21 protein-coding genes are annotated in these 25,251 nt (G+C 67.8%); 7 read left to right on the forward strand and 14 right to left on the reverse strand.

From position 1 onward, the window contains the following. Nucleotides 1-90: 90 nt before the first annotated feature. The 6 genes from ACYVI5_RS04490 to ACYVI5_RS04515 form a co-directional block, all read right to left on the reverse strand. The gene (locus tag ACYVI5_RS04490; protein ID WP_460579164.1) at nt 91-1,740 is read right to left on the reverse strand and encodes an Rv2578c family radical SAM protein; all 1,650 of its coding nucleotides are present in this window, start codon (nt 1,738-1,740) and stop codon (nt 91-93) included. Nucleotides 1,741-1,950: 210 nt separating this feature from the next. After that, entirely contained in the window at nt 1,951-3,807 is a 1,857-nt protein-coding gene (locus ACYVI5_RS04495) for an ABC-F family ATP-binding cassette domain-containing protein (protein WP_460579165.1), read from the reverse strand. A gap of 339 nt (nt 3,808-4,146) precedes the next feature. Then, nucleotides 4,147-5,619: a malate:quinone oxidoreductase gene (locus ACYVI5_RS04500; RefSeq protein ID WP_460579166.1), complete on the reverse strand. Its 1,473-nt coding sequence runs from the start codon at nt 5,617-5,619 to the stop codon at nt 4,147-4,149. 153 nt (nt 5,620-5,772) lie between these two features. After that, on the reverse strand, nt 5,773-6,618 hold the full coding sequence (locus ACYVI5_RS04505) for a hypothetical protein (protein WP_460579167.1): 846 nt from the start codon (nt 6,616-6,618) through the stop codon (nt 5,773-5,775). Nucleotides 6,619-6,665: 47 nt separating this feature from the next. Next, entirely contained in the window at nt 6,666-7,292 is a 627-nt protein-coding gene (locus ACYVI5_RS04510) for a DUF1684 domain-containing protein (protein WP_460579168.1), read from the reverse strand. 9 nt (nt 7,293-7,301) lie between these two features. Further along, nucleotides 7,302-8,666 carry a hypothetical protein gene (locus ACYVI5_RS04515; RefSeq protein WP_460579169.1) on the reverse strand — a complete coding sequence of 455 codons (1,365 nt, stop codon included), beginning with the start codon at nt 8,664-8,666 and terminating at the stop codon, nt 7,302-7,304. 276 nt (nt 8,667-8,942) lie between these two features. Here ACYVI5_RS04515 and ACYVI5_RS04520 point away from each other — a divergent pair, with 276 nt between their 5' ends. Then, the gene (locus ACYVI5_RS04520; RefSeq protein WP_460579170.1) at nt 8,943-10,286 is read left to right on the forward strand and encodes an APC family permease; all 1,344 of its coding nucleotides are present in this window, start codon (nt 8,943-8,945) and stop codon (nt 10,284-10,286) included. 7 nt (nt 10,287-10,293) lie between these two features. On the opposite strand, the gene ACYVI5_RS04525 is transcribed toward ACYVI5_RS04520, so the two are convergent. After that, nucleotides 10,294-11,358 (reverse strand): aspartate-semialdehyde dehydrogenase, encoded by a 1,065-nt coding sequence (locus ACYVI5_RS04525; protein ID WP_460579171.1) that lies wholly within the window; start codon nt 11,356-11,358, stop codon nt 10,294-10,296. Between the two features lie 161 nt (nt 11,359-11,519). Here ACYVI5_RS04525 and ACYVI5_RS04530 point away from each other — a divergent pair, with 161 nt between their 5' ends. From ACYVI5_RS04530 to ACYVI5_RS04540, 3 genes are all read left to right on the forward strand, one after another. Next, entirely contained in the window at nt 11,520-12,203 is a 684-nt protein-coding gene (locus tag ACYVI5_RS04530; protein WP_460530599.1) for a FadR/GntR family transcriptional regulator, read from the forward strand. A gap of 64 nt (nt 12,204-12,267) precedes the next feature. Further along, a complete protein-coding gene (locus tag ACYVI5_RS04535) occupies nt 12,268-12,621 on the forward strand; it encodes an L-rhamnose mutarotase (RefSeq protein WP_460579172.1) in 354 nt (117 codons plus the stop codon). Between the two features lies 1 nt (nt 12,622). After that, nucleotides 12,623-13,567, forward strand: a complete 945-nt coding sequence (locus ACYVI5_RS04540) for an amidohydrolase family protein (protein WP_460579173.1) — start codon at nt 12,623-12,625, stop codon at nt 13,565-13,567. Between the two features lie 125 nt (nt 13,568-13,692). On the opposite strand, the gene ACYVI5_RS04545 is transcribed toward ACYVI5_RS04540, so the two are convergent. From ACYVI5_RS04545 to ACYVI5_RS04555, 3 genes are all read right to left on the reverse strand, one after another. Continuing rightward, the gene (locus ACYVI5_RS04545; RefSeq protein WP_460579174.1) at nt 13,693-14,424 is read right to left on the reverse strand and encodes a DUF559 domain-containing protein; all 732 of its coding nucleotides are present in this window, start codon (nt 14,422-14,424) and stop codon (nt 13,693-13,695) included. A gap of 383 nt (nt 14,425-14,807) precedes the next feature. Then, nucleotides 14,808-15,758, reverse strand: coding sequence for an aldo/keto reductase (locus tag ACYVI5_RS04550; RefSeq protein ID WP_460579175.1), 951 nt, complete (start codon nt 15,756-15,758; stop codon nt 14,808-14,810). Further along, nucleotides 15,755-17,056 (reverse strand): L-fuconate dehydratase, encoded by a 1,302-nt coding sequence (locus ACYVI5_RS04555; protein WP_460579176.1) that lies wholly within the window; start codon nt 17,054-17,056, stop codon nt 15,755-15,757. The genes ACYVI5_RS04550 and ACYVI5_RS04555 overlap by 4 nt, the downstream gene beginning before the upstream one ends. Nucleotides 17,057-17,241: 185 nt before the next feature. Here ACYVI5_RS04555 and ACYVI5_RS04560 point away from each other — a divergent pair, with 185 nt between their 5' ends. From ACYVI5_RS04560 to ACYVI5_RS04570, 3 genes are all read left to right on the forward strand, one after another. Next, the gene (locus tag ACYVI5_RS04560) at nt 17,242-17,991 is read left to right on the forward strand and encodes an SDR family NAD(P)-dependent oxidoreductase (RefSeq protein ID WP_460579177.1); all 750 of its coding nucleotides are present in this window, start codon (nt 17,242-17,244) and stop codon (nt 17,989-17,991) included. Nucleotides 17,992-18,215: 224 nt separating this feature from the next. Further along, complete coding sequence (locus tag ACYVI5_RS04565; protein WP_460579178.1) at nt 18,216-19,724, forward strand: site-specific DNA-methyltransferase; 1,509 nt, start codon at nt 18,216-18,218, stop codon at nt 19,722-19,724. 237 nt (nt 19,725-19,961) lie between these two features. Next, nucleotides 19,962-20,858 (forward strand): SGNH/GDSL hydrolase family protein, encoded by an 897-nt coding sequence (locus tag ACYVI5_RS04570; RefSeq protein ID WP_460579179.1) that lies wholly within the window; start codon nt 19,962-19,964, stop codon nt 20,856-20,858. Nucleotides 20,859-21,013: 155 nt separating this feature from the next. Here ACYVI5_RS04570 and ACYVI5_RS04575 read toward each other — a convergent pair whose 3' ends face one another. The 4 genes from ACYVI5_RS04575 to ACYVI5_RS04590 form a co-directional block, all read right to left on the reverse strand. Continuing rightward, a complete protein-coding gene (locus tag ACYVI5_RS04575) occupies nt 21,014-22,330 on the reverse strand; it encodes an aspartate kinase (protein WP_460579180.1) in 1,317 nt (438 codons plus the stop codon). A gap of 83 nt (nt 22,331-22,413) precedes the next feature. After that, nucleotides 22,414-23,739, reverse strand: a complete 1,326-nt coding sequence (locus ACYVI5_RS04580) for an MFS transporter (RefSeq protein ID WP_460579181.1) — start codon at nt 23,737-23,739, stop codon at nt 22,414-22,416. Then, nucleotides 23,736-24,233, reverse strand: a complete 498-nt coding sequence (locus ACYVI5_RS04585) for a MarR family winged helix-turn-helix transcriptional regulator (protein WP_460579182.1) — start codon at nt 24,231-24,233, stop codon at nt 23,736-23,738. The genes ACYVI5_RS04580 and ACYVI5_RS04585 overlap by 4 nt, the downstream gene beginning before the upstream one ends. A gap of 142 nt (nt 24,234-24,375) precedes the next feature. Then, on the reverse strand, nt 24,376-25,245 hold the full coding sequence (locus ACYVI5_RS04590) for a sigma-70 family RNA polymerase sigma factor family protein (protein WP_460579183.1): 870 nt from the start codon (nt 25,243-25,245) through the stop codon (nt 24,376-24,378). Nucleotides 25,246-25,251 lie beyond the last annotated feature (6 nt).

The following is a 25,251-nucleotide window of genomic DNA, read 5'->3' on the forward strand; positions in this document are numbered from 1 at the left end:
GACACGACGATGCACCCACTTGTACCCCAGTTCTGTACCCCGGTGGAGAGCGGCTTCGCGAGTGCGTGTTTCGGGGAGAACGACGTTCGCTCAGAACAGCGTCAGACGTTCTTCCGGCGCGACCGGCTTCGGTGCGCCCGGAGCATTCGCTGCGGGTGACGCCTCGAACCGCACGCCGCTTTGCAGGCGCGCTGCGTCAGCAAAGCCTGCGTCGTCCCGGGCCCTTCTCCGGCGCACCCGATCGCCGTTCTCGTCGCGCACGGTGTTCAGCGCCGCCGACCGCACGCCTCCGGTGACCGGATCCTCCTCGCCGCGCTGGAGGCCGTGCGCGGCGATGAGCGGTTTGATCCGTGCGGCGAGCCACTTGCGGTACTCCACCGGCGCGTACGCCTTCGATCCGTACATAGCCCGGTACTTGTCGACGAGCTCCGGGTGCTCCCGCTCCAGCCACATCATGAACCATTCCTTCACGCCCGGCCTGAGGTGCAACGCCGTGTACAGAACCGAGGTCGCGCCCGCATCCGCTGCCGCGGAGAGCGCCGAGTCGAGATGCGCCCGGGAGTCGGTGAGGTACGGGAGGATCGGCATCATGAACACCGAGCAGTCCAGGCCGTGTTCACGCACGGCCCGCACGGTCTCGAGCCTGGCCTTCGTGCTCGGTGTTCCCGGTTCGACCGACTTCTGCAGCTCGTCGTCGTAGACCGCGATCGACATCGCGAGGTCGACGGGAACCCGCGTCGCGGCATCCGCAATCAGATCGAGATCGCGCCGCAGAAGCGTGCCCTTCGTGAGGATGCTGAACGGCGTGCCCGAGTCAGCTAGCGCCTCGATGACGCCCGGCATCAACCGGTAACGTCCCTCCGCCCGCTGGTACGGATCGGTGTTGGTGCCCAACGCGACCGGATGCCTCGCCCAGCTCGGTTTGGTGACCTCACGCCGCAGCACGTCGGCCACGTTCACCTTCACGATGATCTCGCGATCGAAGTCCGTCCCCATGTTGAGCTCGAGGTACCGGTGGGTCGGCCGCGCGAAGCAGTTGTGGCTTACCACGCCGTTCGCCACGAAGTCGCCGGTCTCGGTTGTGAGGTCGACCATGTCGAGCTCGACGCCGAGATCTTCAACGGAGATGACGCTCAGATCGACCGAGGACTTGATGGCAGTACCGGCCATGGCGAGCTTGCTTGCACTGCCTCCGACGCCGAATCCGACCAGGGAGTTGTTGGTCGTCAGGTACGGGCGTTGCGCCCTTCCGCTCATGGCACCGGTGACGTACTTCCAGCCACGTTCGGTGAGAAATCGATGGTCAGCGCTCGCGACGAGCTCGGTGCCGTCCGCGAGAGTTATGCGGTGGGCCCGTTTCCGCGTACCCCATTTCGCCAGAACTCGACTCGGCTCATAACGTCGGTAACGGCCCTCGACGCGTGTGCCCATCACGACGTCACCCACCGTGATCTCACCCAACGGTCGCTGCCTGCCATCGGCCATGAGGATGCTCGTATCGGGCGTCAGGCAGTAGGCACAGGCATGCTGGCAGCCCCGGTACGGGTTGATCGTCCAGCCGAACGGGAGGGCGCCTCCGCCGCCCGGAACCTTGTTCAGTGCAGACTTTGCCAGCACCTCATGGAACGTGACACCTGCGAACTCAGGCGTGCGCACGGAACGCACGAGGTTGTTGAGCTTCGCCAGGCCGGGCAAGGCATCCGTCTGCTCGACCGTGATCTCCTGACCGCTCCACCGCACAGTTTCATTCGAACATATCTTCGACGACTACGCAAGCACAATTACCGGAGCTTCGCCGGAACCTTCCAGGGCTGTCCCGTTTACGGCTACACCTCGTTCAAGTCGCGCAGATGGCCCTCATGAACCCGTTGTAGGGACGATCTGCGCGACTTGAACCGACCGGCGGAGCGGCCGACCGGCGACGGGTCGACTGGCGACCTGCGGCGCCGGTCATCGCGCGGCCGCAACGAGCGGCGTCAGCGCGAGCTCGTCGCCCGACCAACGTCGGCGCAGCCAGCGGTCGTGGCTGGCCACGACCACCGCGCCGGGGTAGCCGCCGAGGGCATCCTCCAGTTCCCCCGCGAGGGCGAGCGACAGGTGGTTCGTCGGCTCGTCGAGCAGGAACACGTGCGGCGGCTTCGCGATGATCAGCGCCAGCGCGAATCGGCGCTGCTGGCCGACGGACAGCGACCCGACGGGTCGGTCGAGATCGCGCGGGGCGATCAGGCCGAGCGAGGTGAGCGGCAGCTGTTCCGACCGGCGTTCCCCCAGCGCCTTCGCGTAGAGGGCACGGGGTGTGGCCGCCGGGTCGGCGAACCGCACGTCCTGCTCGAGCAGCCCGACCCGAAGGCCCTTGCGGCGGGTGACCACCCCCGAGTCCGGGGAGATGGTGCCGGCGAGCAGGCCGAGAAGTGTGGACTTTCCAGCGCCGTTGGGCCCTGTGACGAGAAGCCGGGCGTCGGGTTCGGCACGCAGACGCTCGACGTGCAGGCGGTGGTGCACGCGAGCATCCGTGACCTGGATCAGCGTGCCTGCGGCGTCGTCGAGCCCGTGCGAACCGCTCGGGATGCCCGCGAACGCGAGCACCGCGGGCGGCTTGCGCACCTGGTTGCGTTCGAGTTCGTCCACCCGGCCCTGAGCGTTGCGCACGCGCCTGGCGATCTGGGCATCCACCCGCGCGCCCTTGAACACACCGATGAACTTGTCATTGTCGCGCGGCGCGCGCGCCGCGTGCGTGGAGCGGGCCGTGACAGCTGCAGCATGCCGCAGCCGGTTCAGCTCGTCCTGCTCGTCGCGGTACTGCCGCTCCCAGCGCTCGCGCTCGGCCGCCTTGTGCTCGAGGTAGGCGCTGAACACGCCCTCGCCCGTGGCCGGCCTGCCGAAAACCGTCGCCCCGTTTCCGGATGCCTGCACCGACCCGCGACCCGATGGCCCGGATCCGGCTCGCCCGGCGTCGTCGTTCCGCGCGGCGACACTCGTACGCGAAGGGTCGAGATCGACGAGCGCCGTCGCGACGGCGTCGAGGAACACGCGATCGTGACTCGCGAACAGCACCGGACCGCTCCATTCGGTCACCTGTCGCTGCAGGAACTCCACGGCGTCGTCGTCCAGGTGATTGGTGGGCTCGTCGAGCAGCAGGGCATCGGGCCGGCTCAGCAGCAGCGCCGCCAGCGCGAACCTGCTGCGCTGACCACCGGACACCTCGCCCACCGTGCGGTGCAGCGGAATGCCCTGCACGCCGAGCCCCGCGAGCACGCGGTCGCGGCGCGCTTCGATGCTCCAGACATCCGCTCGCTCGGCCGCGGCGAGCGCCGCGTCGTATCGCACGGCTGCCCGTTCCAGCGACTCCGGATCGGATGCCTCGCCCATCGCAACGCCCGCCGTATCGAGTTCGCGCTCCACGGCGCGCACCTCCGCGAGGGCGTGCTCGATGAGGGAGTCAAGCGTCTCATGCGGAGCGAACCGCACCTCCTGCCAGAGCAAGCCGGTGCGCGACGGGCGTGCCACGGCTCCCCGGTCGGGCGCCTCGGCCCCTGCGAGCACTCGCAGCAGCGTGGACTTGCCCACGCCGTTCTCGCCGATCAGCCCTACGCGAGAGCCGGGCGGAACGGTGAGTGAGACATCCGTGAGCACGGTGCGGATGCCGTAGCTCACCGAGACGCCGTCGGCGCGGATGTAGTCGGCGACCGTGGCGGGCGCCGAGATCGAGTCGACTGCGGGCTCTGCGGGGCCGACGCCGTTCGACGTCGCAGCAACATCTGCGGGCGCCGCATCGAAGGGGGGAAGGAATGAGGAACGTACTGGCATGGAACCGCCTCTCCGGGCTTGAGCCCTGGAGCCGGCACGACCACGAACGGCCGTGCCGGCCCGAATCGGTTCGCTCGAAGGCCGCCGACAACGGTCGGCGCGAGCGGAAGGATCCCGCCGGGCGTTGGCCCCCGAGGTCAGAATCGGCCGGGCGACCCCATGAAGCGCGCGCGAAGCACGACCGTCACGGTGACGGATGACCGTTCTTCGCCGGGTGCGCTGCGGTGCGACATCGATGTGTCGCGGATCCGCAGGGGTCGAGCCTCATGCGCGGGACGAAGGGTGGTCACTTCTTCATAGCTCGCGAGACGTTACCAGCGCGTCGGAGCTAATGCAACCTCAGTCGTCGAGGCCGAGCACCTTCGAGGTCTCGGCGATCACCTGTGCGGCCTTCTCCGGCTGGTCGTTCAGTGTGGTGCCCATGGTCGGAATGAGTTGCTTGAGCTTCGGCTCCCACTGCGTCCACTGCTGCGGGAAGCACCGCTTCAAGAGGTCGAGCATGATCGGCACGGCCGTCGAGGCGCCTGGCGATGCGCCGAGCAGGCCGGCGATCGAACCATCGGATGCCGCGACCACTTCGGTTCCGAACTGCAGCACGCCGCCGCGCTTGGCCTCCTTCTTCATGACCTGTACGCGCTGACCGGCGGTGATCAGCTCCCAGTCCTCGCTTTTCGCGGTCGGCATGAACTCCTGCAGGGCGCGCAGCTTCTTCGCCCGCGTCGCCAGCAGCTCGGAGACGAGGTACTTGACGAGCGCGAAGTTGTCTCGCGCGACGGCGAGCATGGGCCCGAGGTTGCCTCCGCGGACGGACCCGGGGAGATCCCACCACGAACCCTTCTTGAGGAACTTCGGGCTGAAGCCCGCGTACGGGCCGAACATCAGCGACGCCTCGCCGTTCACGACCCGGGTGTCCAGATGCGGAACCGACATCGGCGGCGCGCCGACGGCCGCCTTGCCGTACACCTTCGCGTGGTGCTGCGCGACAAGCTTGGGATTGGTGGTGCGGAAGAACTTGCCGCTGATCGGGAACCCGCCGAAGCCCTTGATCTCCTTGATTCCGGATGACTGGAGCAGGTGCAGTGCGCCGCCGCCGGCTCCCACGAACACGAACCGGGCATCCACCGTGTGCGGGGTGTTGCCGACGAGGTGCCGCACGTTCAGCCGCCAGTTGCCGTCCCTGGTGCGACGGATGCTCTTCACCCGGCAGTTGAGCCACAGCTCGCCACCGCGCTCCACGAGCCCGTCGAACAGGGCGGTCGTGAGCGCGCCGAAGTCCACATCCGTTCCGGCGGTCATGCGGGTCGCCGCAATCGGCTCACGGCTGCGGCCCTTGATGAGCAGCGGTGTCCACTCGCGGATGACCCTGTGGTCTTCGGAGTACTCCATGCCGCGGAACAGCGGCTGGTCTTTGAGCGCTGCGTAGCGCTTGCGGAGGTACTTCACGTTCTCGCCCCCGCGCACGAACGTCATGTGCGGCGTCGAGCTGATGAACGAGGTGGGCAGTTCACCCTTCTGCGCGAGCGACGACCAGAACTGCCGGCTGAGCTGGAACTGCTCGTTGATGCTGATCGCCTTCGCCGGGTCGACCGTGCCGTCTTTCGCCTCGGGCATGTAGTTGAGCTCGCACATCGCGGCGTGCCCGGTTCCCGCGTTGTTCCACGGGTTCGAGCTCTCCTGTGCCACCTCGCCGAGAACCTCGTAGACGCGGATCTTCCAGTCAGGCTGCAGCCGCTGGATCATGGTGCCGAGGGTCGCGCTCATGATGCCCCCGCCGATGAGAACGACGTCTAGCGGGGCCCGGGAATCACTCACTCGAACAATTCTATGGTGTTGGCGGTCGTCCCCCTGCCGGGCCCGCGAGCGGTTCGAGGCCGCACGCCATTGAATCGGCAGACGGTTACTCCATGATCTGCAAGAGTCGCCAAGCGCGAACTAAGTCGGTACTCGTAGCCACGACGAGGAGCGTCACATGATCAGTCGTGCGCGCTCACGCAGTCGATCCGCGCTCACTGCGAGACGGGCTGATTTGGAGGTCAGGAAGTACCCCCATAACCACAGCCCGAACGGGATACCCATGACGACCGCTCGAATCGAGGGCTCCCCGGAAACCGCCCAAACAATCGCGGTCGCAAAGAACGCGCCTCCCGCAAGCATCAGACCCGTACCGAAAACCCGATACAGCGAGCTTCGATATTCGATGCTATCGGCTATGCCGAGGGCATCTTCAGCGGACAGGACGTCAGTGAGCTTCTGCGGAAAGTCCGCTCCGGCGCCAATAGTGCCCGCGTCGAGGGTGAACTCGCGCGGCGGGAGCATGACCTTTGCCTTGCGAGCTCTACCGAAACGCCACCAGGCAATGCTCATGCACGCTCCTGCGGCGAGTCCAACGATTGTGATGGCGGTGGAGATTTCAGGCGGATAGCCATTGGCGTTGCGGTTCGGCGCACTTACCACTTGGAATAGCGAGGCGAAGAATACGCAACCGAAAGCGGCCCAGGCGAACACCGATCGCGATGCCAGACGGAGCGGGTTCTTTGTGGCGCCAGGATCACCACGAAGCGCAAGTATCATCATGTACCCGAGCATGACGATAAGAACAATCAGACTGTACGCGGTCTGAGCGATGAGAATGTCGACCGCGATCAGATCGTTCATTACTGAGAGGTCGAAACGGCCCAGATAGTACAACGCGATCAAGGGGCCGAAGAGCACCATGGGCAGAATCAAGAGAGTCACTGCCGCCATGCAGATCCCGGTAGCGAGAAAAAGCGGTGTGGATAAAACTGCGCCCGATCGAAGTCGATAAGCCATGGCACCTCCGTCTCCGGGTCATGGTCACACGACCCACTGACGAGCGCTCAGCTGCGATACCGCTCCCCCACCGGGATCTCGACCGGCACGGTGTTCCCGAGCGGGGCGAGCGGGCACGCCCACGCCGGGTCGTACGCGCAGCTCGGGTTGTACGCGAAGTTGAAGTCCAGTATGAGCGTTCCGGGGTTCGATCCAGGGCCGAGGTCAGCGCCCTTGATGGTGTCGAGCAGGTATCGGCCACCGCCGTAAGTGCCGTCGGGCCGTCCTGCTGAGGCATCCTTCACCGGAAGGAACAGCCCGCCGCCGTACGAACGCAGCCGCCAGACATCCAGCGAGCCGACGTCGGGCAGTCGCACGACTCCGATGCGCTCGAAGGGAACAATGCCGTCGGTTCCGGTCTCGACGTCCAGGTCCGCCCGTTCGGCCTGCTCGATCGTCAGCTCGAACCGCCACTCCGGGTCGTACGACGCAACCGGCAGCCCCGCAAAGGATGCCCGATCCTCCGGGAGCAGCGGTGTCGACGGATGCGTCGCAAAGAGCGCGTCTCGCTCCACCACCCATGCGGCGTGGGCGGCCGACGCGTCCTCTTCGGCGAGATCACGCACCAGCTCGTACAGCGCGAACACGCGCCGACGCCAATCGGCGACGTCGACTGCTGTCTGGATGGTCGTCACCCGGTCAGCTTAAGAGACGCTCTCCATTGGGGCGTCTACCGATTGGAATCCCGACGATGTCTCCGCAGTCGAGGATGCAACGTCGTGCGGCGTTGGCTCGCTCGCCACATTCTCAGCGAATTTCGGAGACGGCGGCACATATGCCTTGAGACGTTGGCCGATGTTCTCATAGAAATCATCGACCGCATGAAGCACCGAATCAATGAAGGAATTGCGACCAAGACCCCTGGCGGTACCAGCGGACGACAACTGAGCGACTCTGAACCGCACGAGCTCCTTTTTCGGATCCGATACGAGCTTCGCAGGGTCTTCGCGAGCAATCGAGAGCAGTTCTGCAGATCCCTCGCGAGCCCGTGCGGCGAAACATTCAACTCGCGTGGCCGGCGGCGCATCTTTAAGTTGGCGGAGCAACCAATTGACGCGGGTTTGCGGTTTGCCCGAGGTGGGGGCGGCAAGCTCGATGGAGCATACAATCTGTCCGGACTTCAGGTTGGCCCGCACCTGAATCGGCGAGACGACATTGGGAACTCGGATAGAAGCTGACATCGAGCCCTCGTCTACCAGCTGCGCCACGAGCGCGTTCGTGCGCAACTGAGGTTCACGTGTTTGAGATCGCGGCCGGTCTGCCGAAACTTGAACTCCAAGCCGCCTACCCAACATGAGACAGACGTAAGCGATCAATGCATCGAACCTTGTGGCGACATCCGTAACGCCCTTGTCGGAACGGCGAAGCGTTCCCGTTGCGATCGCCGTACGCACTGGCACCCAATTCGGACCCATATCGTGGAAGGAAAGGGCGCCGGACCTAGGATGCTCAAGGTATCGGATCAGCTCTCCGAGGATCCATGCTTGATCTGGATCGGAGACACCTTGGAACTGGCGTTGAAGTACAGCCTGCGTCAGTACCTCACTCCACGACCAATGATGCAACGCAACCTTGGTCAACTTCCGCTTATCTACGGCAGTCGGATGCACGCCCGCCTGCGGTGGGATCTGGTTCGAGATAGTGATTACTGCATCGAATCCATTCTGACGCGCGACATCGATGTAGCTCTCGATCTGTTCGATCCGTAGGTCGTTGTCACCAGTCTTGACTTCAACAAGGGCCACCCAGGAGCGTTTCCCCCATGACGTGCGGATAAGTCCGTCCGGGATCACCTTCCTGTCACCGAGAAGGAACGGCACTTCAATGAAGGTCTCGAGGGAAGTTCCGGTAGCACCCAGAGGGGCGACGAGACGGCGCCCGAATTCGCTGACCGACCCCATTACTGCCAACAGTGCCGAAGTCGCCCGGCGCTCCTGTTCCTCCGCACCATTAATGCCGGAAGTTGGAATCAACCGAGCGATCTGCCAAGCATCTTCATTGACACTCATCACCGAGACCTCTCACGTATCGAAAAATGGAAGTAGAGCATGTATCGACTGGGCCGGGAAGCGTCCACGCTCTCACCGAACGTATCCCGTCCAACATGAACTCTTGAAGGCAGACGGACGGAATAACTCCAGTTCCGCCCCCGGACTGGGGCAGTGCCGGCTCGAATCGGCCGCCCGGCCCTGCGAGCACCAGGATTCGGACATCTTCCGACAAGATGCGGTCATCGGCCCCCGATACGTGCCTTTCGTGTCGGATGTGCACTCGACACTGATGCCATGGCCGACGATCGACACCACGGAATCGGGCGCGCCCAGGGCACGGCCCTATACGTGGCGGCCGTGCTCGGAACCGGCATCCTGCTGCTTCCAGCGCTCGCCGCCCGTGCGGCAGGACCGGGAGCGATCCTCGCCGTCGGGGCACTGGCCGTCGTCTCCATTCCGCTCGCGTCGACGTTCGCGGGGCTGTCGACCAGACATCCGGATGCCGGCGGTGTCGCCACGTTCGCCCGCCGCGCGTTCGGTCCGACCGCCGCGCGCATCGTCGGCTACTGGTTCTACTTCGGAACACCGATCGGCGCACCTGTCGCCGCGATCATGACCGCACAGTACGTGGTGGCGATCATCGGCGGCGACCGCGGAACGGTCATCCTGGTCGCGGCCGCCCTCGTGATCGTGCCGATCGCCATCACCGTGTTCGGGGTGCGCTTCGCGGGCTGGGCGCAATTGCTGCTCAGCGCGGCACTGATGGCGATCCTCGTGCTTGCACTGGCCGCCGCCGCACCGCACGTGCACCCGGCGAACTTCACGCCGTTCCTCCCGCACGGCCTGGGCGGCGTGGGCATCGCGGTGAGCCTCTACATCTGGGCGTTCGCGGGGTGGGAGGCCGTCGCGGGCATCGCCGGCGAGTTCTCCCGGCCGCGGCGCGACATCCCGCGGGCGACAGCGCTGGCGCTCGCGATCGTCTCGGTCGCGTACATCGCGATCCAGGCCGTGGTGGTGGGCGTGCTCGGCCCGAAGGTCGGCCAGTCGGATGCCCCGCTGCTCGACCTCGTGACCGTCGGACTCGGCCGCGGCTGGGGCGTGGTCGTCGCGTGCGTGGCCGTGATCGTCGTGGTCGGCGTCTTCAATGCGTACTTCGCCGCGTTCAGCAAGCTCGGCGCAGCCATGGGACGAGACGGCGATCTGCCTGCCTGGTTCGGCCGAGGCGCGGAACGGGGCGGCATCGCGCGCCGCGGTCTGCTGCTGAGCGCCGCGCTCATGGCGCTCTACTTCGCCGTCGTCGCGTGGTTGCCCGACCTGCAGCCGGTGATCCTCGTGCACACGAGCATCGGCGCGGCGATCTACGGCATCGGCGTCGCGAGCGCCCTCGTTCTGTTACCCCGCCGCAGCATGGGCTGGTGGATGTCCGTGCTCTCCTGCGTGCTGGTGCTCGGCCTGCTCGTTCTCGAGGGTGCCAACCTGGTGTATCCGCTCGTCATCGCGGGAGCAGCGGTCGTGGTCGGAGCCGTCACGCGGTCTCGTCGAGGACGTCGGCCGGCCGAGTCCGCGGGCATTGAGATGAGCGCCGCGGCCGATGCGGCAGCGTCGGCCGCCGCGGGAAGTGCTGCGCCTGAGGAGTGAGCAGCGCTCAGACCGTGGCCGTCGCCCGCAGATTCGCTGCCACGAGTTCGGCGATCTGCACCGCGTTCAGGGCTGCGCCCTTGCGCAGGTTGTCGTTCGAGACGAAGAGCGCGAGGCCACGCCCCTCCGGAGCACCCGGATCCTGGCGGATGCGGCCCACATAGCTCGGGTCGTTGCCTGCGGCTCCGAGGGGAGTCGGAACATCCTCGAGGGCGACGCCGGGAGCATCCTTCAGCAGCTCGGTCGCGCGCTCGGGGCTTATCTGTCGAGCGAACTCGGCGTTGATCGACAGCGAGTGGCCGGTGAACACGGGAACGCGCACGCAGGTGCCGCTCACCAGCAGGTCGGGCAGCCCGAGGATCTTGCGGCTCTCGTTGCGCAGCTTCTTCTCCTCGTCGGTCTCGTTCAGACCGTCGTCGACGATCGAGCCGGCGAGCGGGATGACGTCGAATGCGATGGGCCGCACGTACTTCACGGGCTCCGGCAGCTCGACGGCCGAGCCGTCGTGCACGAGCTCGAGCAGCTTGCCGGATGCCACCGCCGCTTCGGCCTGCTCCGCCAGTTCCTGCGCCCCCGCGAGGCCCGATCCGCTCACCGCCTGGTAGGTGCTGACGATGAGCCGCTGCAGTCCGGCCTCTGCGTCAAGCACCTTGAGCACGGGCATCGCGGCCATGGTCGTGCAGTTCGGGTTGGCGATGATGCCCTTGTGCGCCTCGGCGATGGCCTCCGGGTTCACCTCGCTGACCACGAGGGGCACTTCGGGATCCATGCGCCATGCGCTGGAGTTGTCTATGACCACCGCGCCGGCCGCGGCGAACTTCGGCGCATACGCCCGGCTGCCCGTCGCCCCGGCCGAGAACAGTGCGATGTCAACACCGGCCGGATCCGCCGTCTCGACGTCTTCGACCACGATCTGATCGCCCTTGAACTCCAGGGTGCGTCCGGCAGAGCGGCTGGTCGCGAACAGGCGCAGCGTCTCTACCGGAAAGTCGCGCTCGGCGAGGATGCGGCGCATCACGGTGCCGACCTGTCCGGTGGCGCCGACGATGCCTACGGTGAATCCGTTGCCCATGGGAGTTCCTTGCCAGTCAGTGCGGCAGGCGCAACGACGCCGGCCGTCGCCGTTGATGTGGGTAGGCCTTCTATTGTGACAGACCCTCCTGCGCGGAACGCGCCTCTCAAGGGAGGTGAGACATCCGATGTCTTATCCGCTCGCACGGTACGATCGCGCGTATGGCCGTCACCGACGAGGCGATCCTCAAGATCAAGGAGATGATCACGAGCGGGCGACTGAACCCGGGCGATCGTCTTCCTCCCGAGAAGGAGCTCAGTGAGAGCCTGGGGCTCTCCCGCTCCTCGTTGCGCGAGGCGGTGAAGGCGCTCGAGGTGATCCGGGTTCTGGATGTGCGCCGCGGCGACGGTACCTACGTCACGAGCCTGGAACCCCGGCTGCTGCTGGAGGCGCTCTCGTTCGTCGTCGACCTGCACGACGACCGTTCGGTGATCGAGATCTTCGGGGTGCGGCGCATCCTGGAGCCGGCCGCGGCGGCCCTCGCAGCGAGACGGATGTCCGGCGAACAGCTGGATGCCGTCGATCGCCTTCTCGAGGCCACGACCGGCGACGAGGACGTCGAGGCGCTGATCCAGCACGACCTGGAGTTCCACAGGGCGATCAGCGAGGCGTGCGGCAACGACTATCTCGCCCAGTTGATCGAGTCGATCTCGAGCCACACGGTCCGCGCCCGCATCTGGCGTGGGCTCACCCAGCAGGGCGCGACGGAGCGCACGATCGCGGAGCACCGCGCCATCCTGGCCGCGCTACGAGACCACGACGCGGAGCTCGCCTCCGCCCGATCGCTCACCCACGTCGCCGGCATCGAGGACTGGTTGCGAGCGGCCCTGGGTGCGACAGCCTGAGCAACCGCTGCATCCACCACGCGCCAGACGAAGTACCGAGTCACGACAAGGAGGATCACGACAGATGAGGATCGCACTCCACTCCACGCTCCACCCCGGAGCCGTCGACGACTACCTCCGCGAGCACGCCCGCGTGCCCGACGACCTGCGCGCACTGTTCGATCGGGCAGGCATCCGCGACTGGACGATCTGGCGCTCCGGCGACCGGCTGTTCCACCTCGTCGAGTGCGACGACTTCGATCACGCGATGCGGGTCATCCATGCCGACGACGCCGACCGCCGATGGCAGGAACACATCGGACGATTCGTCGAAGGATTCCTCGGCCCCGACGGCGCCGAGGGCTACGTGCCGTTGACGAAAGTGTGGCGTCTCGAGGAGCAGCGCGCCGAGCCCGTGATCGACATGGGCCTCGACTGACGTGGCAGGCGGCGGCGCAGCCCTCGTCGACGCGCACGTTCACGTCTGGGATCCGGCACGGCTCACGTATCCGTGGCTGGAAGGGGTGCTCGAGCGCGCCTTCCTCCCTGCCGATATCGACCGGGCCGCCGGTTCGGTCACGCGGCACGTCTTCGTGCAGGCCGGATGCCTGCCCGCGCAGGCCCTCGACGAGGTGCGCTGGGTGCTCGGCATGGCGGATGCCTGGCCCGAGCTGGCCGCGATCGTCGCCGATGCAGACCTCCGCGGGGGACGCGCGCTCGAGTCCCATCTGGACGAGCTGCTCACGCTCGACACAGGCGGAAGCGCGGGGCCGCGGCCAGGCGCCGGCGGGAGCGCGGCAGGCCGCCGGATCCGTGTCGCAGGCATCCGTCACCTCCTGCAGGGCGAGCCCGACGACCTGCTCGCCGACCCCGCGGCCCGCTCCGCACTGCTCGGCGGTCTCCGGGCTCTCGCTGCTCGCGGCCTCACGTTCGACGTCTGCGTGCGGCATCGCCAGTTGAACACCGTGATCGAGTTACTCGAGCAGGTGCCAGAGCTGCCCACCGTGCTCGACCACCTCGGCAAGCCACCCGTCGACGAGGGGATCGAGAGCGAGGCCGGTCGCGCCTGGGCGGAGGCGATCACCCGTTTGGCGCGGCTGCCTCTGGCGCACGTGAAGCTGAGCGGGCTGGCGGCGGAGTCATCCGGAACCGCGGCGCTCGACGCCCACGCCGAGGCCATCCTCGTGCACGCCCTGCGGGCGTTCGGTCCCGACCGCACCATGATCGGCAGCGACTGGCCGGTCAGCGCGCTCACCGGCGCGGGCGGCTCGTTCGAGAGCTGGCGCGAGCGCGTCCGCCGTGCCGCCACCGCCGCGGGCGTCGGGCCAGGGGGCGTCGCATCCATCGAACACGGCACGGCCGCCCGGTTCTACGGCCTCTGTTGAGGTCCATCGCTCGCACCACCGAATTCCTCCGAGAGAGAAGATTCTGAGATCGAGAAGTCAAGAATGGCGGAGTCTGGTTCAGGTGAACGCAATAATCGACTTCTCGATGAGTCCGTGGCCGTTGCTCATCCCAAAGCAGCGCGTACCATCCGCACAATGTTGGTCGGATCCGCGATGTCGTCGTCCGTAGCCCGGATGACGCGCCAACCCGCCTCTTCGAGGAGCGCGACCCGGCGCAGATCCTTACGCCAGCGCTTCTTGTCCTTCCGATGTTCGTCGCCCTCGTACTCGATGGCGACCCTTTGCTGCGGATAGCTGAGGTCGGGGTGAAGAACGACATCTCCTGCCACAGGCACCGGATGCCCGATCGCCGGCTCCGGAAGTCCGGCCGCCACGATGGCAAGGCGCAGCATCGACTCTCTCGGGGAATCCACCCCAGAGCGGAGGAGAGGCAACGCCCAGGCGAGAGCGGCGGCGCCGCGTCGTGATCCGTGCCGCCGCACCGCCTCTGCCAGCTGTTCGCGGGAGCACAGCGGAGGAGAACGGAACCCTCCAGGAAGCCGGAGCCCGGATATCAGGTAGTCGCCCGCCGCGACCAGGTACTCACGCGAAACCATCGGCGCCAGATGGCACCAGGTCTGGGCCGGCGACACCACGGGGAGCTCTTCGACGAAGAACAACACGGCATCCGGAACGACGTGCCCCACGACGCCGCGCGTGCGAACTCGCGTACCGCGTACGGATGCGACGTGGAGGGCCGTCGACGACCGACAGTGGCTGGGTACCGGAATGCCCAGGAGCCGCGCCGCCGTGACATGCGAGAAGAGTTGTCCACTCCGCAGCCTGGGCGCATACATTCGGCAACGCTCCGTTATGCCCGTCGCTACGACGCCAACGCTGCGAACGCCGTGGAATGGGGTAGTCAGGAGGGAGCTACGCAGCTTACTCGGCGTGAGCTGATGAAACTCGGTCTCGTTCACACGGAAAACGAAACCAGTCAGATGAGGCGGTAGTGGCTTCGGCGATCGCATGGTTCGAGTGTCCCCGCCGTCGGACGTTCGCCGTGCCGATTCTCCACAGGTACCGTCATGTCGGGCCCGCGCTTCGAGAAGGCAAAAGATGCAGGAACCAGGTCGGAGGACTGCAATTTTTGACTTCTCGTTCGCGGGACGCGCGGGAGCCGGACACGCGGAGCACGATACGCGGGAGCAGGACGCCGCACGCCACCAGCACCGCGGCGTCACTCCGGGATGAAGCCTGCCGCGGCGAGCGCGCCCCACAATTCGTCCGGGATCGGCGCGGCCATGCGCTGGAGGTTCTCGCGCACGGCATCCGGGTTCGCGGTGCCCACCACCACCGACGCCACGATGGGGTCGCGCAGCGGGAACTGCAGCGCCGCGGCCGGCAGTTCCACCTCGTACTCCGCACAGGTCCGGGCGATCGCCCGAGCCCGTTCGATGAGCTCCGCGGGTGCGGACGAGTAGTTGTACGTGGCATCCGCCGCCGGCGTGCTGCTGGCGAGCAGCCCGGAGTTGTAGACGGCCGCGGCGACGACGCGCACACCACGATCGCGGCACACCGGGAACAGCTCGTCGAGCGCCGGCTGCTCCAGCAGCGTGTACCGTCCGGCGATCATGACCAGGTCGAGGTCACCCTCACGCACCGCCCGGGCGGCCACCGCGGCATCGTTCACCCCGATGCCGATCTGGCGCACGAGGCCCTCGTCGCGCAGCTTCGCCAGGGCGGGCAGCCCCTCGCGCAGTCCGCGATCGAGGTCGTAGACGTCCGGATCGTGCAGATACAGGATGTCGACCCGGTCGAGCCCGAGACGTTCCAGCGACTCCTCGAGGCTGCGACGGATGCCCGCTTCGCTCGGATCGAACCGCCGCACCTTCTCGTCCGGCACGTCGAACTGATGGGCGAGGTCGCGTCCGCCCGAGAAGTGCGGGTTGGGCTCGAGCAACCGCCCGACCTTGGTCGAGAGCATGTACTCGTCCCGCGGCTTCTCCCGCAGGAACGCGCCGAGCCGGCGTTCGCTGAGACCCAGCCCGTAGTGCGGTGCGGTGTCGAAGTAGCGGATTCCGCCGTTCCACGCGGCATCCAGGGCATCCTGCGCCCGCTCGTCGGAGACCTCGCGGTAGAGGTTGCCGATGGACGCCGCCCCGAAGCCGAGCGGGGAAAGGTCGCTCACTCTTCGGCGTCCGCTCGGGCCGCGAGCCACTCGAACTCGTCGAGCGATGCGGGGAGCATCTCGGTGCCGGCGCCGGGCGCGGCCGGGGTGAGGTACCGCCCGTTCTCGATCACGACGGGGGTCGCGAAGTGCTCGTGCAAGTGGTCGACGTACTCGATCATGCGGCCATCCATCGTGCCGGTCACCGCGACGAAGTCGAACATCGACAGGTGCTGCACCGCCTCGCACAGTCCGACTCCCCCGGCGTGCGGGCACACCGGAACGCCGAACTTCGCGGCCAGAAGCAGGTTAGCGATGTTCTCGTTCACGCCTCCGACGCGGGTGGCGTCGATCTGCATGACCTGCATGCCGCCGGCTTGAAGCAGCTGCTTGAAGACGACCCGGTTCTGCACGTGCTCGCCGGTAGCGACCCGGATCGGGGCGACGCCCCGCGAGATGGCGGCGTGCCCGAGGATGTCGTCGGGGCTGGTCGGCTCCTCGATCCAGGTCGGGTGGAACTCGGCGAGCGCCTTCACCCAGTCGATCGCCTCCTGCACGCCCCACCGCTGGTTGGCATCCATCGCGATCGGATAGACCGGCCCGAGCACCTCGCGAGCGATCCGGAACCGGCGGATGTCGTCGGCCAGGTCGGCGCCGACCTTCAGCTTCACCTGCCCGAACCCCGCGTCCACCGCCTCGCGACACAGCCGCGCGAGCTTCTCGTCGGAGTAGCCCAGCCATCCGGGGGTCGTCGTGTACGCCGGGTATCCCTCTGTCAGCAGCCGTTCGATGCGTTCCTCGCGGCCCGGCTCGGCGGACTTCAGGATGCGCAGCGCCTCTTCCGGGGTGATCGCGTCGGTGAGGTAGCGGAAGTCGATGAGCGAGACGAGCTCCTCCGAGCTCAGCCTCGACAGGTGCAGCCACAGCGGTTCACCCGCGCGCTTCGAGCGCAGATCCCACAGTGCGTTCACGATGGCGCCGATCGCCATGTGCATGACGCCCTTCTCGGGTCCGAGCCAGCGCAGCTGCGAGTCGTGCACGAGCAGGCGGGATGCCGCGCCCATGTCCGCGAGCAGCTCCTCGGCGTTGCGTCCGACGAGGTGGTCGGCCAGCGCGTCGAGCGCCGCCACCTGCACGTCGTTGCCCCGCCCGATCGTGAAGACGAACGCGTGGCCCTCCAGCCCGTCCGGGGCATCCGTACGGATCGTGACGTACGCCGCGGAGTAGTCCGGGTCGGGGTTCATCGCGTCCGAACCGTCCAGTGACAGCGACGTCGGGAACCGCACGTCCCTGGTGTCGACGGCGACGATCGTGCTCATGGTGTTCCCTCTCCGAACGCACCGAAAGTGTCGGGCATCCGCCGCAAGCCTAAACATCGGATGTTTGCCTCGTCAACCGGGGAACGATGTGCCACAATCGTTGCGAACGCCGCCACCGCACGCCCACACCTCGGATGTTCGCCGCCACCGCGGTTGCGCGGATTCCCCGCGCAGGAAGGACCGCCATGACCGACTTCACCGGACTCGTCGCCATCGTCACGGGAGGTGCCTCCGGCATCGGTGCTGCGATCGCCCGCCGGCTGCGCGCGGACGGGGCCCGGGTGGCCGCGTTCGACCTGAGCCCGGATGCCGTCGACGCCGACCTCGCCGTGCGGGTGGACGTCAGCGACGACGCCACGGTCGTAGCCGGTGTGCAGCGTGTCATCGACGAGTTCGGCCGCCTCGACATCGTGGTGAACAACGCCGGCATCGGCGCTCAGGGCGACGTCGCCGCGAACCCGGATGCCGAGTGGCAGCGCGTCTTCGACATCAATGTCATCGGCATGGCGCGGGTCTCGCGCGCAGCGCTCCCGCACCTGCGGAAGTCACCGGCCGCCGCGATCGTGAACACGGCGTCCATCGCCGCTACGGCGGGCCTCCCGCAGCGCGCCCTGTATTCCGCGTCGAAGGGCGCCGTGCTGTCGCTGACCCGCGCGATGGCCGCCGATCACCTGGCCGAGGGCATCCGCGTGAACGCTGTCAGCCCGGGAACCGCCGACACCCCGTGGGTGGCCCGGCTGCTCGAGATGGCGCCCGATCCCGCCGCCGAGCGCAAGGCGCTCGAGGCGCGGCAGCCTCACGGCCGCCTGGTCGCAGCCGACGAGATCGCGGATGCCGTCGCCTACCTGGCGAGCCCCGCGGCCGGCTCGACGACCGGCACGGCGATCGAGGTCGACGGAGGGATGTCCGGCCTTCGCCTGCGCCCGCGCGCCTGAGCGCAAACGCCGAGAGCGCGCGCCCTTCCCCGCGAGAGTGCCCGCCCTTCCCCCGAGGGTGCGCGCCCTTCGCCGCGAGAGTGCGCATTCTTCCCGCCAAGGTGCGCGTCCGTCACTGCGACGGTGCGCCTTCGTGCGCGCCAAGCTGCCGGTTCGTTCACGGCGCTCTCGAACGCGTGGATAGTGTTGTGAACAGCCGAGCCAATGGGATCTGAGGGAGCATCGTGGACGAGTGGGATGCTCGGCCCGCCAGCCGGCTCACCGACAACGTCGCAGCGATCGCACGTCTGTTCCCGCACGTGATCACCGAGGTGGCCGGCGAGGCGGGCGAGCCGCGGATGTCGGTCGACTTCGATCTGCTCCAGCAGGAGCTCTCGGGCGAGGTAGCCCAGGGCTCGGGTGAGCGGTACGGGCTGGAGTGGCCTGGCAAGCGGGCCGCCGCACTCGAGGCGACGACGCTGCCGAGCGCGCAGCTCCGCGAGGCGGAAGACGAGTCGGTGGATCGGGCATCCACCCGGAACGTCTTCATCGCCGGCGACAACCTCGAGGCGCTGAAGCTGCTGCGTCAGACGCACGCCGGGTCGGTGAAGCTGATCTACATCGACCCGCCGTACAACACGCGCAACGACTTCGTCTACAACGACGACTTCGGGCCGTCACACGCCGAGTGGCTCAGCATGATGTATCCGCGGCTGATTCTCGCCCGGGACCTGCTCACCGACGACGGCGTCGGGTTCGTGAGCATCGACGGCAACGAGGTCGCCCAGCTGAAGCTGCTGCTGGCCGAGGTGTTCGGCGCGCGCAACGTGGTGGCCACGATCGTGTGGGTGAGCAATCTCAAGGGGCGGCAGATCTCAGGCGGGGGGCCGGCCGGCACGCACGAGTACATCCTCTGCTTCGCTCGGAACGCGGATGCCGTCGCACGGTTCCGCGGGTCTGCATCCGACCTGCACGCGCTGATGCCCGCCGTCTACCGGCGCACCGCTTACCCGCCGAAGTACGACGCGAAGGGCCCCTACGTCACGAAGAACGAGCTCTACAACACCAACTCGCGGTTCAACGAGCGCACCGCACCCACGATGGTGTTCCGCATCCACTACCACCCCGGAACCGGCGAGGTGCGCGTCACCGACATCGACGACGACACCGAGTTCGAGGGATTCGTCACCGCTCTGCCGCACCCCAATCATCGGGCCGGTCTTCACTGGCACGCATGGCGCTGGAGTCGCGCCCGGGTACTGGCCGACCACGACGAACTCGAGTTCGACGTGAGTGGCGGCATCCTGCGCATCCGCACGAAGGTGCGCGACGTGGACGGCATGACGCTGAAAGACGTGGTGATGGGCCCGAGCACCATGTCGGGCCAGCGCGACCTCGACGACCTGGGAATGCACCACCTGTTCGACTCCCCGAAGCCCGTCGCGCTGCTGCGCACCCTGATCGCGGTGACCACGAGCGGCGACGACCTCGTGCTCGACTTCTTCGCCGGCTCCGGCACGACCGCGCAGGCTGTCATGGAGCAGAACGCCGACGACGGCGCGCGTCGCCGGTTCGCGCTCGTGCAGCTGGATGAGCGCACCTCGCCCCGATCCGAGGCGGCCGCCGCGGGTTTCGCCACCATCGCCGACGTGACGGCGGAACGGATGCGCCGCGCAGGCAAGCGCCTCCGCTCGCGCTCCGCGGGCGGGCACGTCGACACCGGGTTCCGCGTGTTCCGCCTCGAGCCGCGCTGAGCCGCGCCAGGCATCCGCAGCCGCGCCGGGCATCCGCAGCCCCCGCCAGGCATCCGCAGCCCCCGCCAGGCATCCGCGGCCGCCGCCAGGCATCCGCGGCCCCCGCCAGGCATCCGCCGCCCGCGCCAGGCATCCGCCGCCGCCAGGCATCCGCCGCCCACGCCCGAACCGCGACCATTGACGAGGCGTCCAGCAACCGCCCACCCGCCTCCGGGACGCCCGCACTACCCTCGCAGGATGCGTAAGCGAACCCGAACGGCACATGCACGCGCCGTCGCGCTCGTCGCCGCAACTCTGACAGCACTGGTCCTCGCCGGATGCTCGCAGTCGGGCTCCGGAGACCCTGACCAGTCCGGCGCGCCCACGGCTCCGACGAGCAGCACGCCGACTCCCGCCCCGACCTCCACGATGCGCAAGGGAACGGCATCCGACCCGCTGCGCTACGCCGCGCTGGGCGACTCATACTCGGCGGGCATGGGCGGCGGCGACGCGAGCGGCCGGTGCCGGCGCAGCCCGCACGGATTCCCGGAGCAGCTCGCGAAATCGAAGACGATCGTGCTCTCCCGGTTCGTCGCCTGCTCCGGCGCGACGACTTCGGACGTGCTCGATCACCAGATCGACGCGCTCGACCCGCAGATCGACCTGGTCACGATCACGATCGGCGGCAACGACCTCGACGTCAGCGTGCTGCCGTCGGCGTGCGGCCGCGGCGAGACAGACATCTGCAAGACCGCGGTGGCCGCGTCGGTCGCGCTGCTGCACACTCTGGCGCCGAAGCTCGAGAAGACCTACCAGGCGATCGCGAAGGCGGCGCCGCACGCGCGCATCCTCGTCGCCGACTATCCCCTGTTCTACGACCTGCCCGCCATCAACGAGAGCACGCTGGGATCCGAGGAACTGTCGGCCGCCATCGCCGTCGACACGGCCGTGGCGTCACTCGACGCGACCATTGCGAAGGCGGTGGCGAAGCAGCGGGCTGCTGGCACGGACATCCGCTTCGTCGATGTGCAGTTCCGCGGCCACGGCGTCAACGCGAAGAACCCGTGGTTCGTGCTGAAGGGCATCGACGCCTACCACCCCACGCTCGACGGCTACACCCAGTACGCGAAGACGCTCTCGGCCCTCACGCACTGAGCGCGCCTCCACATGCGGTCGCGCCACGCGAAAACAGGCAGGAAGACGCTTACCTCGTGAGAACAGGCAGATTCTGCCTGTCCTCGCGTGCTTTGCCTGTCGAGTAGCGCTTGATGGATGCCCGAAAGCGGCCGCTTGCGACCGCCCGGTGCCTGCTACCGCCCGGTGCCCGCGTAGACGACGGCCTCGGTGTCGGAGTCGAGCCCGAACGCCGTGTGCACCACTCGCGCCGCCTCTGCCACCGTGTCGGCGCGGGTGACGACCGAGATGCGGATCTCGCTGGTCGAGATCATCTCGATGTTGATTCCTGCCGTGTACAACGCCTCGAACAGCTTCGCGGAGACGCCGGCGTTCGACCGCATGCCCGCCCCGACCAGGGCGAGCTTTCCGATCTGGTCGTCGTACTGCAGCGACTGGAATCCCACGTCCTGCTGCTCGGCGCGCAGCGCTTGCAGCACCTTCTGCCCGTCGCCCTTCGGCAGAGTGAACGAGATGTCGGTGAGACTCGTGGCCGCCGCCGACACGTTCTGCACGATCATGTCGATGTTGGCGTTCGTCTTGGCCACCACCTTGAAGATGTAGGCGGCCTTGCCCGGAACGTCCGGAACCCCGACGACCGTGATCTTGGCTTCGCTCAGGTCGGTGGCCACGCCGGCGATGATCGGCTCTTCCACTGTGCTGCCTCTCTTCTGGACCTTCTGCTGTAGCGCCGCGAGCTTTTCGGCGTAGTCCCTGGATGCCTCGTTCAGCACGTAGGTGCCCTCGCCGTTGTTGAACGACGAGCGTACGTGCAGCGTCACTCCGTGCCTACGGGCGTATTCCACTGCGCGTATATGCAGCACTTTGGCGCCCGCCGCGGCCAGTTCGAGCATCTCCTCGCTCGTGATGTGATCGATCTTGCGAGCGAGCGGCACCACGCGCGGGTCGGACGTGAAGACACCGTCGACGTCCGTGTAGATCTCGCAGACGGATGCGTCCAGCGCAGCCGCCAGCGCCACCGCCGTGGTGTCCGATCCCCCGCGTCCGAGCGTCGTGATGTCCCTCGACTCGCGGCTGAAGCCTTGGAATCCGGCGACGATGACGATCGCACCCTCGTCCAGTGCCTCACGGATGCGCCCCGGCGTGACGTCGACGATGCGGGCGGCGCCGTGGCGGGCATCCGTGATCATGCCGGCCTGGCTGCCGGTGAAGGAGCGGGCGTCGTAGCCCATCGACTTGATCGCCATCGCGAGCAACGCCATCGAGATGCGCTCGCCCGCAGTGAGGAGCATGTCGAGCTCGCGCGGCTCGGGCATCGGCGTCACCTCGTGCGCGAGGTCGATCAGCTCGTCTGTCGTGTCGCCCATGGCGCTGACCGCGACGACCACCTCGTTGCCGGCCTTACGCGTCTCGACGATGCGCTTGGCGACCCGTTTGATGCTCTCGGGGTCGGCGACGGACGAGCCGCCGTACTTCTGCACGATCAAGGCCACGAAAGACTCCTGAAGGGTGGGATGCGCCGGCCGAGGGGGTGCGAAACGGCGGATGCCGGCGTCTCGGCGCTGGTATCCCAATTCTACGGGCGCCCGGAGTCGGCCTCTGCGCGTGTTACGGGAGTGCCTCGACGGCGCAGCGGATGCCTGGGGCGACTGGCATCTTCCGGTCTCGCCGGTTCATCTGCCCGCCACCTGCGCAGGCTCGGTATCGCCGCCGCGATCACGCCGGCCCCGACGGCGCAGGCGAGTCCTCCCGTCACGGCCGAGATCGCGCCCGACGTCGCGGAGGCCACCATCCCGGCTCGCAGATCGCCCAGGCTGGGGCCGCCCGCACCGACGAGGAAGTCGAGGGAGTTCATGCGGCCGCGGAGGGCATCCGGAGTCGAGCGCTGCACGATGGTGCCGCGGCTCACGACCGTGCCGGTGTCCGCGGCGCCGGCGATCACCAGGCCGAGGAGTGCGAGGGGCAGCCATCCGCTCAGCCCGAACAGCGCGATGCCGGCGCCCCAGATCGCGCAGCACACCACCATCACGACGCCCTGCCTCGGTTGCCGGGTGATGCGGCCCGAGAGCACGCCGGCGAGGATGCCGCCCAGCCCGATCGCGGGCAGCATGAACCCGAGAGTGACCGGCGATCCGCCGAATCGTTCGGCGTTGATCACCGGGAACAGGGCCGTGGGAATGGCCAGCACCGTCGCGTTGAGGTCGGCGACGAACGCGCCGACCAGCACGGGCGTGCGCACGAGGTAACGAACGGCGCCGAGGATGCCGCGCTCCGATGTGCCGGCGTCGCGCTGCGGCTCGCCGACGGCCTTCGGCAAGCTCACGATGCCCCAGAGGGCAGCGATGAAGGTGGCGGCATCGACGACGAGGCAGATGCCGACGCCGAGATTGTCGACGAGGAAGCCCGCCACGAACGGCCCTGCAAGCATCGCGAACTGCGAAGAGAGTCGCATGAGCGCCAGGCCCGCTCCGAGCCGTTCGCCGTCGAGCAGCCGCGGTGCGAACGTCTGGCTCGAAGGAACCGAGATGGATGCGAGCCCCGCGCCGATCGCCATGAAGACGTAGACGATGGGCACGTTGGCGACGCCGGCGATCACGAGCACGGCCAGCGTGGCGGACGACGCCATCTGCGCGAGCCGCATGCTGAGCAGGAGCGTACGGCGGTTCATCCGGTCGGCGAGGGTACCGCCGAGCAGGCCGCAGACCGCCAAAGGCACGGCGCGCACGACGCCCGTCAGGCCGACCAGCGCGGCGGAGTGCGAGAGCTCCCACACGTAGTAGAGCAGGGCGAACGCGCTCAGCTGGCTGCCGAAGCTCGACACCGTGGTGCCGATCCAGAACGCGCGGAACGCCGGGATCTCCCGCAGCGGACGGATGTCGACCAGGTGATCCCGGAGCGTCATACCAGGTTCCGCAGCAGGCGGTCGGCGAAGGACTCCCGGTCGAGAGCGGCGCCCATCGCGGCGCCCAGCTCTTCGAGGTCGACGCCGGCCTCCTGTGCCACCTCCCGCACGGCCGCCTCCGTCGCGTACCACTCCCGCCAGAAGACCGAGGCGACCTCCTTGCCGCGCGGGGTGAGCGAGACGACTCGGCTGCGGGCATCCGTTCCGGGCTCCGACTCGACGAGGCCCGCCTTGCGCATCGCCGAAACGGACTGGCTCATGGCCGAGTGCGTGACGCCGCACCGTTCTGCAAGGTCACGGATGCTCATGGCTCGGTCGTCGAGGAACATCACGGCCATGCTGAACCGCGGTCGCACCCCCTCGATGCCCATGCGCTCGTACGCCTCGGCGATGCCGTCTTCCATGCGCTGCCTGACCACTTTGATCGGGCGCCAGGTGCTCGGCAGTTCCGAGACGCGTTGCGGACGCGGCTCTTCCTGATTCGTCGATGTCACAGCGCTAATATAACAGTCCTGTCATATCGCCAGGATCCAGAACCTCGTCTGGGCACTGGATGCCCGGCGCGCCCGCGTTCGTCCGATCCCCGGTGACTCGCTTCCGCTGGGGACGGAGACGCCGACACCCGGCGCCAGGCGATCACGCCGGCAACCGGATGCCCGCGAGCCGCTCCCCCGAGTACCCGTCGATCCCGAGCACCCGGCTCCCCTCCACCCGGAACGCCATCAGCGACACCGGCCGCCCCTCGACGGACACGAGCACGCCCGGCAGTCCGTCGATGAGCACGGGCTGAAGCACGGCTCGCGGGTTGGCGAACATCATGGCGCGCGAGGCGATCTGCTGGTTGCCACGCACGATCGTCGTCGCCGAGACGCCGTCGTCGACCCGCAGCACGGCATCCGGGGCGAGAACGGCGACCAGACTGTCGAAGTCGCCATCGCGTGCAGCCGCGAAGAACGCATCGACGAGGCGGCGGCCGCGGGAGTCGCTCGGGGCATCCGACGAGCTGTCGTCGGCGCGCACCCGCCGTCTCGCGCGGCTGGCCAGCTGCCGCACGGCCTCCGGCGAGCGCTCCAGCAGCTCGCCGATCTGCTCGAACGGCACGTCGAACGTGTCGTGCAGCACGAACGCGACCCGTTCCGCAGGGCTCAGCCTGTCGAGCACGAGCAGCAGCGCGGTCTCCACAGCGTCCGACAGCTGAGCGGATGCCTCCGGGTCACCTGCCGCACGCACCGGCTCGACGACCGGATCGGGCAGCGCCTCCTCGTACTCGGTCTCGCCGCGGGTCGCCCGCGACCGCAGCATGTTCAGGCAGACGCGCGAGGCTGCGGTGGTGAGCCAGCCGCCGAGGTTGTCGATGTCGTCACCGCCGGTGCGGGACAGCCGCAGCCAGGTCTCCTGCACCGCGTCGTCGGCCTCGGCGTCTGAGCCGAGCATGCGGAAGGCGAGGTGATGCAGGCGTGCGCGGTGCCCCTCGAAGTGCGCGGCCAAGAAGTCCTGGTCGGTCATGTCACG

The organism is Humibacter ginsengisoli, from assembly GCF_054780095.1.